Raw genomic sequence first — 14,800 nt, 5'->3', positions numbered from 1 at the left:
CTCTATACGCACTTTCTTTATAACGTCTACAGCTTAAAAATTTCACACAATCTTTTAAGCGGGCTGACGGTCCACACGTCACACGAGACGACGCGGTAGGAAAGGGGGCACGGCCCGAAATGACCGAGAACTACGACATCCTGGCTAATCACGGCCATGTCCCAGTCATGCGCGAACGCATGGCGCAGCTCATCGCGCCGGCTGTCGAAGCCGCGGGGGAGACCGCCGTACTTGTCGACGGCACCCTGGGTGCTGGCGGACACACGGAGTATTTCCTGAAGACGTTCCCGCAGCTGCGCGTTGTGGGCGTCGACCGCGACTCGGCTTCTTTGGCGGCGGCACGGGAGCGGCTGGCCGGTTTCGGCGAGCGTTTCGTGGGCGTGAATGCCCGCTTCGATGACTTGGGCGCGGCCATTGCGGCAGGCGAGGGGCCTGTCTTTGAGACGGCGCGTGAGCACGGTTTGGCGGCCGGCTTTTTTGATCTGGGCGTCTCGTCTATGCAGCTCGACCAGGTGGAGCGCGGCTTTGCGTACCGTACGGACGCACCGCTGGACATGCGCATGGATCCGTCCCAGCCCGTGACGGCCGCGGACGTGCTCAACACGTACTCGCATGGCGAGTTGGCGCGTATTCTCAAGACCTACGGCGACGAGCGCTTCGCTGGCAAGATTGCCTCGGCGGTCCTGCGCGAGCGCGAGAAGGAACCATTCACCACGTCCGCGCGCCTGGTGGAGCTGCTCTACGCCACCATCCCGGCGGCGACGCGTCGCACCGGTGGGCACCCGGCGAAGCGCACGTTCCAGGCGCTGCGCGTGGAGGTCAACCGAGAGCTGGAGGCCATCGAGCAGGTTATCCCCGTCGTGACGGATGCCCTGCGCGTGGGCGGGCGTGCGGTCTTCATGAGCTACCAGTCCCTCGAGGACCGGATTGTGAAGGCAGCGTTCAAGGAGCTGTCCACGTCCACCACGCCGCCGGGGCTGCCCATGGATCTGCCGGGCACCGCGGCCCACTTCACCGTCATCACACGTGGGTCGGAGAAGGCGAGCGAAGCGGAGATTGCTGAGAACTCCCGTGCAGCTTCCGTCCGCGTGCGGGCGCTGGAACGCCTCGACGGCGAACTTTCCTTCCACGGGCCGGAACCCGTCCGCGAGGGAGGGCGGCGATGAGCCGGACAGACCGACTGCACACCACCGAGACCAACCACATGACCACGAGCACGAGAAAGGCACCGCAGACCATGGGCGCGAGCAGGGACTACACTGCAGCCAACGACCAGCGCTGGGGTCAGACCGCGACCCTGGTTGAAGATCGTGGCGTCTCCACGCGCAGCGAATCCCCGCGGCGCCGTGGTGGCCGCGCGCGTTCTTTGCGCTTCGAGCGCGGAATGACCACTGCGCCGCAACGCACCGAGCGTTTGTCCGCGGAAGATGGCGGTGCGAAGACTGCTCTGCTTCCTTCGCGAACGTCGCCGGCGCCGCGCGTGCGCAAGGGCCGTCCGCAGCGCGTGGGCTCCCAGCAGGTGCTCACGCACCGCGGCCGCCGCATTGGCACCGTCCAGCGCGTCAGCCCCTTTGCGAAGACCTCGTTCTACGCGCTCGCGCTGCTGCTCGGCGGCGTGTTTATCGCCATGGGGCTCTCCGGCCTGTCCACAGCGCAGACCTTCAAGATTCAGCAGCTTTCCGTCCAAGAGAACACGCTGGACAATCAACTTGAGACCCTCAATCGTGACCTCGAGGACGTGCGTTCCTCGGCGGACGTGGCGCGCCGCGCCGCGGAAGATTCCATGGGTGTTCCGGCCCAGGCGGGAATCGTTGAGGTCCAAGAAAACGGCGACATTGCCGAGCGCCGCCCGGCAGAACCGGAAACGGACTCTATTATCGATGTCAACGGTGCGCCGGTTCGACCGGGCCAGGCATCGAGCGACCCGAACGAGACCGAGGATGTCAACGGCAACCTCAACGCGGTCCCGCAAGGAACGCAGTCCGTGCAGGCTCCGCAAGGCCAGCAGGCTTACCAGGCGCCCTACGCGGCGCGTCGGACCAACTAATCCGGTTGGCTTAAGGCACGCTAATGCGCGGGTGCATGCCCGCGCGTTTTCTGTATTTACCAAGCAGAACAACGCGGCACAGACGTTAATGGCAGTTCAGTGATAGACAGGTGGCGAAAGAAACTGGTGACTCCGTCGAATTCGTCGAATTCCCGCGGCGGCGCGGGCCGCGGGTCCCGCCGTACACGCGGTGGACGCCCGTCTGCGCAGCACACCTCGCGCGGTGGTGCGGCACAGCATAGGCCACAACAGGTGCCACAGGGACGTCGCGAGTTTCAACAGGCCCAGTCCCGCCGCGATGCGGCGCGGAGGAAAGCGAATGTCCGCAAGGACCAAGCCACCCTTATGCGCCACCGCGTGCGCCAGGTCATGGCCGTGCTCATTCTCGCCGCGGTGGTTATTGGTGGACGCTTGGGCTGGGTGCAGCTCAAGTGGGGCCCAGCGCTTGCGGATCAGGCAGTCGCGCAGCGCCAGCGCGTGTACATCGATCCTGCCCGGCGTGGCACCATCACGGATCACGAGGGCCAGATGCTCGCGTACACCATGCAAGCCCGGTCGTTGACCGTCTCGCCCACGCGCTTGCGTGAGGAGCTTGCTCAGCAAGAAGAAAACACCATGTACCAGGACGGCTCTGCTGACGGCCTGGACGAGAAGGCGCTGAAGGACAAGGTCGATGACCGCGTCGCTGCGCGCCTGCAGGACATGGCCTCCGGCATTCCGCAGAAGATTAAGGACGCCGGCCGCGAGATTGAGGGCGTCGACGCCAAGGACATTCTGAAAAAGCTCAAGGCGGATACGCAGTATGAGGTCCTCGTGCGCAACGTGGACCCGGACGTTGCCGTTGAGATTGCCAACACGTACCACGGCGTCGCCGCGGACCACCAAGCCATCCGTCAGTACCCGAACGGCTCCATCGCAGAAAACGTGGTGGGCAAGGTGTCCATGGACGGCACCGGCCAGTTTGGTCTGGAGGCTTCGAGCGACGGCAAGCTAGCCGGACGTGATGGCCGCTCGACGGAGGACGTCTCCGCGGACGGCCAGGCCATCCCGGGCACGCTGCGTGACCAGACGGAGGCGCAGGATGGCACGAGCATCGAGCTCACCCTCGACCTGGACCTTCAGACCTTCGTCCAGCAAAAGCTGGAGAAGGCCGTGGGCAACTCCAAGGCGAAGGGCGGTCAAGCCGTCGTCCTGGATTCGGCGACGGGCGAGGTCCTCGCCATGGCGAATACCGGCACCATCGACCCGAATAAGGACATCGATAAGCAGCTCGAAGAGGGCAAGGACTTTGAAAACAAGTCCATCTCTTACCCCTTCGAGCCGGGGTCGGTAGCCAAGATCATTACCGCCGCGGCCGCCATCCAGGAAAGCCTCACGACCCCGGAGGAAGTCCACCAGGTCCCGGGCAGCATCGACATGGCTGGCGTCACGGTTGCCGACGCGTGGCAGCACGGCGTCGAGCCGTACACCACGACGGGCATCTTCGGTAAGTCCTCCAACGTGGGCACGCTCATGCTCGCGGAGAAGCTCGGCCAGAAAAAATTCGCCGAGTACCTCGAGGCCTTCGGCCTGGGACAGGTCACCGGCGTCGAGCTGCCTAATGAGTCTGCGGGCATCGTCCCAGACCAATCCCAGTGGTCTGGCGGCACCTTCGCTAACCTGCCGATCGGCCAGGGCATGTCGTGGACGGCGCTCCAGCTCGCGAGCGTCTACCAGACCCTCGCGAACGGCGGCGAGCGCATCGAGCCACGCATCGTGGCGAAGATGACCACCGCCGAGGGCGATGAGATCAAGCAAGACGAGCCGAAGCATACGCAGGTCGTGAGCCCGGAGACCGCCAAGACCGTCGTGGACATGTTCCGCGCCGTGTTCCAGTCGGACCCGCAGGGCTACCAAAACGGCACAGCCCAGGGCAATGACATTGAGGGCTACCAGCTCTCCGGCAAGACGGGCACGGCCCAGCAGGTCGACGAGGAGACCGGTGCGTACTCCAATTCGAATTACTGGATTACGTTTGCTGGCATCGCGCCTGCGGATGAGCCGCGCTTCGTCGTGTCCATCATGCTCGACCGCCCGCAGTCGGGCGTCAACGACAACGGCTCGGGCGGACAGTCCGCCGCGCCGGTGTTCAAGGACATCGCCGAGTGGCTCATCGCGCGCGACAATATCCCGCCGTCACCGGAGGCCAAGCCGCTTGTGCTCCGCCAGCAGTAAAGGCAGTACTACAGGCAGCAGGCACGGCAGCGTTTGACGCTGGACGCGACACGCGGCAGGGCCCCGGATGGGGCAGAAAGAGAAGGTACCGTAGGAGTTATGAGCGTTACTGTAGAGCAGCTTTTGGCGCTGCCAGGCCTGGAGAAGGCCACCTTGGAAGGCGACGGCACGACCGTCATTGACTCCGTGAGCCTCGACTCGAGTGCCGTCACCGCTGGCGGTCTCTTCGCCGCGCTGCCGGGCACCCGCACCCATGGAGCCCAGTACGCCGCGCAGGCGCAGGCGTCCGCCATTCTTTCCGATGCCGCCGGTCGCGACATCCTGCAGGCCGCAGGGGAGTCCCGTCCGCTGCTCATCGTCGACGACATCCGTGCTGTCCTCGGCACCATTGCTGCGGAGGTCTACGGACATCCCACGGACGAGCTCACTGTCATCGGTATTACGGGTACCTCGGGAAAGACGACCACGAGCTACCTGCTGGAGACGGGCCTGCTGCATGCGGGCTACTCGGTAGGGCTCATTGGCACGACGGGCACGCGGATTAATCGCGAGTCGGTGCCCACGAAGCTCACCACGCCGGAGGCACCGAAGCTCCAGGAGCTCTTCGCGCTTATGCGCGACAAGGGCGTGACGCACGTCGTCATGGAGGTCTCCTCCCACGCGCTGTCCCTGGGCCGCGTCCAGGGCACGCGCTTTGCGGCAGCTGGCTTTAGCAACCTGAGCCAGGATCACCTCGACTTTCACCCGACGATGGAGGACTACTTCGACGCGAAGGCGCTCCTCTTCGACGGCCCAGGTGCGGCGGAACGCGCCGTCATCTGCGTCGACGACTCGTGGGGTGAGCGCATGGCTGAACGCGCCCGTGCGCACCGTCTGCCCACGGATACGGTGACGACCAAGCAGGCGGGCGAGGAGACCTCGGAAATCACCGCGCGCCAGCTTGGCGTCGAGCCCACGGGCGCACAGCAGGTCCGTTTCGACTTCGCAGCGGGGCTGCGCGAGCGCGCCGACCGTGAGAGCCTCGAGTTCTGCCTGCCCATGCCGGGCGAGTTCAATATCGCCAACGCGGCGCTGGCCACGGGGCTTGCTGCTGCGGTGGGCGTCGAGGTTCCGGCGTTCGTCGAGGGCATGAGCGAGGTTGCCGTGCCAGGGCGCATGGAACGCATCGACCGCGGACAGGACTTCATCGCCGTCGTCGACTACGCCCACAAGCCAGCGGCCATCGCGGCGGTGCTCGACACGCTGCGCACGCAGCTGGGCGAGACCGGCCGCATCGGCGTCGTGGTCGGCGCCGGCGGCGACCGCGACTCAGCCAAGCGCCCCATTATGGGCCGCAACGCCGCTGAGCGCGCGGACCTCGTTGTCGTCACGGACGATAATCCGCGCACCGAAGACCCCGCCATCATCCGCGCGGCGGTGCTCGACGGCGCACGCGAAGGCGCGAATGCTGCCTCGCGCGCGGTCGACGTCCGCGAGGAAGGCTCCCGTGCCGCAGCTATCGACGTTGCCGTTGCGTGGGCCGGACCGGGCGACGCCGTCATCGTCGTAGGCAAGGGCCACGAGGTCGGCCAGATCATCGGGACCGAGACCCACCACTTTGACGACCGCGAGGAGCTCGCACGCGCCCTCGAGGAGAAACAAGCAGGCACGCTCGGAGCTTAAACTATGCAGACGCAGGCACCGCAGAAATTCAGCAGCCACACAGCAGAAGCAGTGAGATCTTGAAAGTCAAGGAAGAGGGACAGAAGTGAGTACGAGGACTGTGACAGCATGATTGAACTAACACTGCAGGAGATCGCGGATATTACGGGCGGACGGCTTGACCGCGTCGAGGATCCGCAGGCCAAGGTCACTGGTTTCGTGGAATTCGACTCGCGCAAGGTTGCCCCAGGCGGGCTCTTCCTTGCCTTCCCCGGCGCCCGCGTGGACGGCCATGACTTTGCCGAGAAAGCCCTTGCCCAAGGCGCCGTCGCGGTGCTCGGCGCACGTCCCGTGGGCGTGCCCGCCATCGTCGTCGAGCCGCATGGCCGCAAGCAGGGCGACGGCGCGAACGCCGATATCTACGCCCATGACGAGGACGGCTCCGCGGCCGCCGTCGTCGAGGCGCTCTCGGCGCTCGCCCGCGCGGTGACGCGTCGCCTCCAGTCGGAAACTGGGCTCACCATCGTGGGTATTACCGGCTCTGCTGGCAAGACCTCCACGAAGGACCTCATCGCCACCGTGCTGCGCGCCGATGGCCCCACCATCGCGCCGCCCGGTTCCTTCAACAATGAGATCGGCCACCCATACACCGCGCTGCGCTGCGATCCACAGACGCAGTACCTCGTTGCGGAGATGTCCGCGCGCGGCATCGGACACATCGCGCATCTGGCCACCATCGCGACGCCGAAGATCGGCGTCGTCCTCAACGTGGGCACCGCGCACCTGGGCGAGTTCGGCTCGCGTGAGAATATCGCGAAGGCCAAGGGCGAACTCGTCGAGTCCCTGCCTGCGGCAGCCGACGGGGGCGTTGCCGTCCTCAACGCGGACGATGACTTCGTGGCGGGCATGGCCCCGCGCACGCAGGCCCGCGTCGTGACCTACTCGGCCGCGACCCCGCCCGCCCCAGGCGCGGACTACGTGGCGACGGATATCGTGCTCGACGACATCGCGCGTCCGACCTTCACACTCCATGCACCGGGTATCGAACCGCGCCGCATTACCCTCCAGGTCTTCGGCCGCCACCAGGTCTCTAACGCGCTCGCGGCCGTCGCCGCGGCCCAAGCCGCCGGCATGGAGATCGAGGACATCGCCTGCGCGCTCGAAGGCCACCGCAACGCCTCGGCCCACCGCATGGACGTGCGCACCCGAGCCGACGGCGTCACCATCATCGACGACGCGTACAACGCGAATCCGGATTCCATGTCCGCCGCCATCGCGGCGCTGGGGTACACGACCTCCTCACGCCCGGACGCCCGTTCCATCGCTGTGCTCGGCGAGATGGGCGAGCTGGGGGAAGAAGCCGAGGCCGCACACAGGGGCATCGTCAGCGATCTGGCCAAGTACCACATTGACCACCTCGTGGTCGTGGGGGAGAGCGCCAACTGCCGGGCGATGGCGGACGCCGCGCGTGAGCAGGGTATAAATACTACTGTGGTCGGTGAAATTGATGAGGCGATCACCGTGGTCGACGCCATCCTGCGCCGCGCGCCCCAGGGTGCGGTGGACTGGGCGGCCCGTACCGCAAAGGATGTGGTCTTGGCCAAGGCCTCCAACGCGCAGGCGTTGTGGCGCGTGGCCGACGGACTGCTTGCCTAACCCCTAGATCCGCCTCATCCTCCGGAAAACGCGGCGTTTCCCTCGCCGCGTGGCGCGAGTCCGCTTGCGCCGCTGTGCCCCTCGCACCGATGCTATTCGTTTGAACAACTAGAAGGACCCCAGAAGACGTGACTCAGATAATGATCGCGGGAGTAGTCAGCTTTCTCGTGGCGATTTTCCTAACGCCGCAGCTGATCCGCTACTTCTCGAATGCGGGCAAGGGACAAGAAATTCGCGAGGACGGCCCCAAGTCGCACCTGCGCAAGCGCGGCACGCCGACGATGGGCGGCATCGCCATCATCGCGGGCATCGTCTTGGGCTACCTCGCCGCGGGCGCCTACGGTGTGGCCACTGGCCATGCTGGTTTCACGGCCTCGGGCCTGCTCGTCCTCGGCCTCACGCTCGGCCTGGGCGCCCTCGGTTTTGCCGATGACTTCATCAAGCTCTTCCAACACCGCAATCTGGGCCTCAATAAGACAGCCAAGCTCGTGGGCCAGGCTGCCCTCGCTCTCGCTTTCGGTCTGTTGGTCCTGCAGTTCCCGGATTCCCACGGCCTCACCCCGGGCTCGACGCACCTGTCGTTCATCCGCGACATCGATACGATCGACGTCGCCTTCGGCCCTGTCATCGTGGGCACCATCATCTTCCTGCTGTTCATGTACATCCTTATCGCCGCGTGGTCGAACGCGGTGAACCTTACGGATGGTCTCGACGGCCTCGCCGCTGGTTCCACCGCGCTGGTCATGGGTGCCTACACCGTCATCACGTTCTGGCAGTTCCGTAACTCCTGCAGCGCCAACTTCACGGCGGGCTGCTATGAGGTCCGTGACCCGCTCGACCTCGCCGTACTCGCCGCCGCGGGCCTGGGCGGCTGCCTGGGCTTCCTGTGGTGGAACGCCGCTCCCGCCAAGATCTTCATGGGGGACACCGGCTCGCTGGCCCTCGGCGGTCTCGTCGCTGGCCTGTCCGTCACCTCAAAGACGGAGCTGCTCATGATCATCATCGGTGCCCTTTTCGTCATTGAGGTCGCCTCCGTGGCCATCCAGATCATCGTCTTCCACTCCACGGGCAAGCGCTTCTTCCGCATGGCGCCTATCCACCACCACTTCGAAAACGGTGGCTGGCCGGAGACTGCCGTGGTCGTGCGCTTCTGGTTGCTCGCCGCCATGGCCGCGATGGCCGGCGTCGGTATCTTCTACGGCGATTGGCTTGTCAAGGCCGGAATGGGCCTCTAACTACTCCTAGACTGAAAAGCACCGCTCGCGCGGTGCTTTTTATGTATCCCCAGAAAGGTTGTCGTTTCTTCATGCTTCCCTCCGAACTCCAAGGCCGCGTCCTCATTGCCGGCGCGGGCGTGTCCGGCCTGGGCTGCGCGCGCTTGCTTCACACTCTGGGCGCCCAGCTCACGGTCGCCGACGACAACGCGGAGCACCTCGCGCAACTGCCTGATGGCGTGGCATCTGTCTCGGTCGCGCAGGCCACGGAGACTGTCGCGGACTTTGACATCGTGGTGACCTCCCCGGGCTGGCGCCCGGACTCGCCACTGCTCGTCGCGGCGGCAGCAGCTGGCCGCGAGGTCATCGGCGACGTAGAGCTGGCCTACCGCCTTGACCATGCGCAGGTCTTTGGCCCGGCCCGCACGTGGCTCGTCGTCACCGGCACCAATGGCAAGACGACGACCACGGGCATGCTCGCTGCCATCATGGCGGCGGACGCCACGCGCACCGGCCACCGCGCCGTCGCCGTGGGCAATATCGGAGTCTCCGTCTTTGACGCGCTCGCGGACGAGGAGCGCGTGGACGTGCTCTGCGCCGAGCTTTCCTCCTTCCAGCTTCATTGGTCGAGCCAACTCACCCCGGACGTGGGCGTTCTCCTTAACCTCGCCGATGATCACCTCGACTGGCACGGTGGCTTCGAGGATTACGCGCTGAGCAAAGCCAAGGTGCTCACCGGCCCCATCGGCGTCGTGGGCCGCGAGGACGCCACCGTCCTCGACTACGCGCAGCGCCTGCGTGCCGAGGGCCGCCTCGCCGAGCGTGTTCTCGCGTTTAGCACAGGCGAGCCCTCGCTCGAGGAGGTTGGCATTCTCGATGGCCGCCTCGTCTCCACGCTCGGTGGGGCACAGGTCGACGTCGCTACCGCAGACGGCATCGAGCCGGCCGGTCATGCAGGGCTTGCCGATGNGCCGTCGTGCACTCCGCGGGTGGTATCGACTTCATCGATAACTCGAAGGCGACGAACCCGCATGCGGCCGACGCCGCGCTCGCCGGGCTCGATCACGTCGTGTGGGTCGCTGGCGGCCAGCTCAAAGGCGCTGATATCCACCAGCTCATCCGCGACCACGGCGCGCAGCTCAAGGCGGCGGTGCTCCTCGGCATCGACCGCGCCGAGATCGCTGCGGCCCTGGCCGAGCTTGCCCCGCACGTCACGGTCGACGTCATCGACAAGACCGAGCCTCAGGCCGCGATGCATGCGGCCGTCGCCGCCGCCGTTGCTCGCGCGGAAGTAGGGGACACGGTGCTCCTCGCGCCGGCCGCGGCCTCGCTCGATATGTATGAAGGCATGGGCCAACGCGGCGATATGTTCGCCGCCGCCGCGCGGGAGTTGGCGCTTCCCTGATTTTTGCCGCGCATAGGGCACAATAGGAACAACAATCACAGCGGGAACTTCAGGCACACCACCGATGTGTCCCTCGCACTCGCCATCAATGCGCCATCGCGGCGGCGCGTGGGGCGCGAGGCCGACACCTGCGACGAAGGAGCACAAGGTATGAGCCGACCAACGGGCGCGACGAATAAGGCACAGGCACGCGGCACGCGCCGCGGCGGACAGGCCAGCGCCACACCCGCCGCCACTCAATCTGCTACTCGGACCGCCGAGCGTCCCCACACCGCCGAGCAGCCGCCTCGCACCGCGGCGCAGCCCACCGGCATGCGCGCGGCAATAGGCCGCTGGTTTTCCGCCGCGGGTGCGCGCCCGGGCCTGGACTACCTCATGTTGCGCATCTGCGTGCTCACGCTCGTGGGCATCGGCATGCTCATGGCCTACTCCGCGTCCATGGCAACCTCCGTGGCCGAAGACGGCGTCGTGTGGCAGCAGGCCCTGCGCCAGGCGGTCATGGTCATCGCCGGCCTCTTCTGCTTCTGGTTAGGCCTGCGCATCCCGCCGCGCAAGTGGCGCTCCGCGACGGTGTGGCTGCTCTTGCTCGCCATCGCGCTGCTCCTCCTCGTGTTGACCCCCGTCGGCACTGGCCGCGAGGAGGTTGGCTCTCAGTCGTGGATCGTCGTCGCCGGCATTTCTATCCAGCCTTCGGAAATTGCCCGTATCGCCATCGCCCTCTTCGGCGCGAATCTGCTCGCTGACAAGCGCTTTGGCATGTACCACCCGCGCACCATCTGGGACTACTTCAAGGATCCCTTCGTCCAATACACCGTCGTCGCGCTCGGCATGTTCGGCCTCATCATCGCCCAGGGCGATATGGGCATGGGCATGTCCTTTGCCCTCGTTGCAATTTTCACGCTCTTCTTCGCGGGCATGCACAAGTCGATGTTCGTCTTCATCCTCGTCCTCGCGATCGTCGGCGTGGCGGTGCTCTTTACCGGCGGCGGCTATCGCTCGAACCGTTTCCATACATACTTCGATGCGCTCGTGGGCAATATCCAGGACACGCAGGGCACTGGCTTCCAGACTTACCAAGGCTTCCTCTCGCTTGCGGACGGCGGGCTCACGGGTGTGGGACTGGGCCAGTCGCGCGCCAAGTGGTTCTACCTGCCGGAGGCACGCAACGACTTTGTCTTCGCCATCGTCGGCGAAGAGATGGGCCTGTGGGGCGGTCTCCTCGTCATCACGTTGTTCTTCTTCCTCGGCTTCTTCGGCTTCCGCACCGCCATGCGCGCGCAGAACCAGTTCCAAGGCCTTGCCGCCGGCACGCTCACCGCGGCCGTTGTTTCCCAGGCCTTTTTCAATATCTCGTATGTCATCGGTCTGCTGCCGGTGACCGGTATCCAGCTGCCCATGATTTCCGCCGGCGGTACGGCCGCCATCATTACCATCGGTTCCATGGGCCTGCTGTGCAATATTGCGCGCCACGAGCCGGCGCAGGTCTCCGCTATGCAGAACTACGGCCGCCCGCTCTTTGACCGTCTGCTGTGGATACCGGAGCCCGAGCCNGGACATGAATTCGCAGTCCATTTCCGTAGTTATCGCAGGTGGCGGCACTGCCGGTCACATCGAACCGGCGTTGGCCGTCGGCGAGGCGCTCGCCACCGAGCACGGCGCCCGCATTACCGCCCTCGGCACGGAGAAAGGCCTCGAGCGAGATATCGTGCCCGCCCGCGGCGTGGATCTGCGCATGATTACCCCGGTGCCTATCCCACGCAAGCCCAACGCGGACTTGGCCAAGCTGCCCTTCAAGATCATCAAGGCCGTCGCCCAGACCCGCAAGGTCCTCAAGGACGTCCACGCGGACGCTGTCTTTGGCACCGGCGGCTACGTCGCCGCCCCGGCCTACCTCGCCGCGAAGTCACTCGGCATTCCCTTCTACGTGCTGGAGACCAACGCCCTAGCCGGCATCGCCAACAAGCTGGGTGTGAAACTCGGCGGCATCGGCCTCAACGCGACCGCCGGCTCCGGCATGCCCGGCGAGGTCGTCGGCATCCCCGTGCGCCCCTCACTTGCCGTCGACCGCGAAGGCGCCGCGGCCCTTGCTGCCCGCGCGAAGTGGAACCTCACCGCGGAGAAGCCGGTCATCCTCGTAACCGGTGGCTCCCAGGGCGCAGCGTCTATCAATGCCGCTGTTGAGGGCGCCATCGCGGACCTCCCCCAGGATTTCCAGGTGCTTCACGCCTACGGCAAGAAGAACGCCGCGCCCGCCGCGCACGACGGCTACACCGCACTGCCGTATATCGAAGACATGGCCGGGGCGCTCGCCGTCGCCGACCTCGTCATCTGCCGCTCCGGCGCCATGACTGTCGCGGAGGTCTCCGCGGCGCACCTGCCCGCCATCTACATTCCGCTCCCACACGGCAACGGCGAGCAGGCACTCAACTCGCGCCACCTCGTCGACGCCGGCGCCGCCGTGCAGATCGCGGACGCGGATCTCAGCCCCGAGCTCCTCGTGCACCACGTGCGCGAGATTCTCGAGGACCCCATTCGCCTCGACGCCATGCGCACCGCCGTGGCTTCCAACTCCGCGGGCGACGTCGCCCGCACCATCGCTCGCCGCATCGCCGAACAGATCACCGCCGCTGAGGCTTCTGCAGAAAAGGACGTATAAGACCGTGACCACTTCCCAGACTTCCTCCGCGGCTCCGCTCGGTGCGGATCTCTCCCGTGTCCACATGGTGGGCATCGGCGGCTCCGGCATGTCCGGCCTCGCCCGCATTCTCGTCGAGCGCGGCAGCGTCGTCACCGGCTCCGACATGAAGGACTCCACGCCCGTGGAGGTCCTGCGCACCCTCGGTGCACATATCGCGATCGGCCATGCCGCGGAGAACCTCACCCTCGCAGGCTCGCTGCCCACCGTCGTCGTCACCTCGTTCGCGGCCATCCCGCAGGACAACCCGGAGCTCGCCGGTGCGCGTGAACACGGCATCCCCGTCATCCGCCGCTCCGACCTCCTCGCCGAGCTCATGGTGGGCTACGACCAGGTGCTCCTCGCCGGCACCCATGGCAAGACCTCCACGACCTCCATGACCGTCGCCGCGCTGCAGACCGCGGGCCTCGACCCGTCCTTTGCCATCGGCGGCCAGCTCAACCGCGCGGGCACCAACGCCCACCAGGGCACCGGCCAGGCCTTCGTCGCCGAGGCCGACGAGTCCGACGCCTCGCTGCTGCGCTACTCGCCTAAGGTCGCCGTCATTACCAATATCGAGCCGGACCACCTCGACTTCTTCCACACTCCGGAGGCTTACTACCAGGTCTTCGACGACTTCGCCGACCGCGTCGGCGCTGATGGACATCTCGTTGTGTGCCTCGACGACGAACGTGCGGCACAGACCGGACAGCGCGCCGCCGAGCGCGGCATTTCCGTGTTGGGCTACGGCTCCCACGGCGCGGGCGAGACTTACCCGGGCATCACCCAGGCTGCGGAGATTCTCTCCGAGGACATGTCCGGCGAGAACACCGTCGTTCGTACCCGTCTCGAGCTGCCGGGGGAGGAGCCCTTTGAGGCCACCTACGACCTCCAGATTCCGGGCCACCACATGGTGCTCAACTCGCTCGCCGCGCTCATCGCCGGCCACCTCGTGGGCGGCGACACCGCCAAGCTGGCCGAGGGGCTCAGCGACTTTACCGGCGTGCGCCGCCGCTTCGAGTACCGTGGCGCGCGCGTCATGGCACCGGGGACCAGTCCCGTGCGTGTCTACGACGACTACGCGCACCACCCCACGGAGGTCCGTGCCGTGCTCACCGCCGCCCGCGCCAAGGCGGAGGCTGAGGGCAATGGCGCGCGCGTCATTGCGTGCTTCCAGCCGCACCTTTATTCGCGCACCATGGAATTCCAGGAGGAATTCGCGGACGCTCTCTCGCTTGCCGATGCCGCCGTGGTCCTCGACATCTACGGCGCCCGCGAGCAGCCGGTGGAGGGCATTACCTCCCGCATCATCACCGAGAAGATGGAGGAGGGCCGCGGCGTTTTCGAGCCGGATTTCTCGGCGGCCCCGCGCACTGTGGTCGAGCTTGCGCAGCCGGGCGACATCATCCTCACCGTCGGTGCGGGCTCAGTGACCATGCTCGCCGCGGAAATCCTCGATGAACTCGGTGCTGGCGCGTCGAGCGGTGAGATTACGGGCTCCGGGGAGAGCGCCGGTGAGTAAGAAGGCCATCGCCGTCACCGTCGGCGCCGTGCTCGCTATCCTGGCTATCGCCGTGGGCGTCATCTACGCCACACCGGTGTTCAAGGTGCAGCAGTTCGCCGTCGAGGGGCAGAACCACACGAGCGTCGAAGACATCGAGGCAGCTACGGGCGTGGCGCTCGAGTCGAACCTCGTGCGCGTCGACCCGCAGACGGCGGCCTCCGGCGTCGTCGCGCTGCCGTGGGTGAAGTCCGCGACCGTGGCGCGCCACCTGCCTTCGACGCTCCAGGTCACCGTCGTCGAGCGCGAGGCCGTCGCCTACACCGACGCGCACGACGGTCCGCACCTCATCGACGAGGACGGCGAGGAATTCGTTATCGAAATGCCGCCGCGGGAGGCCGTGAAGATCACTGGCGGCGAGTCCGGCTCGCGCAACTGGGCGGGCGCC

General features: G+C 66.3%; 9 protein-coding genes and 2 pseudogenes. All 11 read left to right on the top strand.

The window, feature by feature from the left end:
• The first annotated feature begins 119 nt into the window (after nucleotides 1–119).
• Entirely contained in the window at nucleotides 120–1,166 is a 1,047-nt protein-coding gene (rsmH, locus tag BN9444_RS11055) for a 16S rRNA (cytosine(1402)-N(4))-methyltransferase RsmH (protein WP_066492044.1), read from the top strand.
• Complete coding sequence (gene ftsL / locus BN9444_RS15215; protein ID WP_230384055.1) at nucleotides 1,163–2,047, top strand: cell division protein FtsL; 885 nt, start codon at nucleotides 1,163–1,165, stop codon at nucleotides 2,045–2,047. The genes rsmH and ftsL overlap by 4 nt, the downstream gene beginning before the upstream one ends.
• Before the next feature lie 345 nt (nucleotides 2,048–2,392).
• The gene (locus BN9444_RS11045; protein WP_068801920.1) at nucleotides 2,393–4,261 is read left to right on the top strand and encodes a peptidoglycan D,D-transpeptidase FtsI family protein; all 1,869 of its coding nucleotides are present in this window, start codon (nucleotides 2,393–2,395) and stop codon (nucleotides 4,259–4,261) included.
• Nucleotides 4,262–4,360: 99 nt separating this feature from the next.
• Nucleotides 4,361–5,923, top strand: a complete 1,563-nt coding sequence (locus BN9444_RS11040; RefSeq protein ID WP_066492048.1) for a UDP-N-acetylmuramoyl-L-alanyl-D-glutamate--2,6-diaminopimelate ligase — start codon at nucleotides 4,361–4,363, stop codon at nucleotides 5,921–5,923.
• Nucleotides 5,924–6,031: 108 nt separating this feature from the next.
• Complete coding sequence (locus BN9444_RS11035; RefSeq protein ID WP_066492054.1) at nucleotides 6,032–7,558, top strand: UDP-N-acetylmuramoyl-tripeptide--D-alanyl-D-alanine ligase; 1,527 nt, start codon at nucleotides 6,032–6,034, stop codon at nucleotides 7,556–7,558.
• A gap of 128 nt (nucleotides 7,559–7,686) precedes the next feature.
• A complete protein-coding gene (mraY, locus tag BN9444_RS11030; protein ID WP_066492060.1) occupies nucleotides 7,687–8,793 on the top strand; it encodes a phospho-N-acetylmuramoyl-pentapeptide-transferase in 1,107 nt (368 codons plus the stop codon).
• A gap of 41 nt (nucleotides 8,794–8,834) precedes the next feature.
• Nucleotides 8,835–10,177, top strand: a pseudogene (locus BN9444_RS11025) (Mur ligase family protein).
• 150 nt (nucleotides 10,178–10,327) lie between these two features.
• Nucleotides 10,328–11,590: pseudogene (locus tag BN9444_RS13685) on the top strand (peptidoglycan glycosyltransferase FtsW); the annotation flags it as partial.
• 142 nt (nucleotides 11,591–11,732) lie between these two features.
• Nucleotides 11,733–12,833: an undecaprenyldiphospho-muramoylpentapeptide beta-N-acetylglucosaminyltransferase gene (gene murG / locus BN9444_RS11015; protein ID WP_068801918.1), complete on the top strand. Its 1,101-nt coding sequence runs from the start codon at nucleotides 11,733–11,735 to the stop codon at nucleotides 12,831–12,833.
• Between the two features lie 64 nt (nucleotides 12,834–12,897).
• Entirely contained in the window at nucleotides 12,898–14,373 is a 1,476-nt protein-coding gene (murC, locus tag BN9444_RS11010; protein ID WP_066492192.1) for a UDP-N-acetylmuramate--L-alanine ligase, read from the top strand.
• A partial coding sequence (locus BN9444_RS11005) for a cell division protein FtsQ/DivIB (RefSeq protein WP_068801917.1) occupies nucleotides 14,366–14,800 on the top strand: 435 nt, incomplete at its 3' end. The genes murC and BN9444_RS11005, both read left to right, overlap by 8 nt.

Origin of the sequence: Corynebacterium phoceense, from assembly GCF_900092335.1 — a bacterium.
Taxonomy (GTDB): Bacteria; Actinomycetota; Actinomycetes; order Mycobacteriales; family Mycobacteriaceae; genus Corynebacterium; species Corynebacterium phoceense.
The sequence above is the reverse complement of the archived record's forward strand: the minus strand, read 5'-3'. Positions and strand labels throughout refer to the sequence as shown.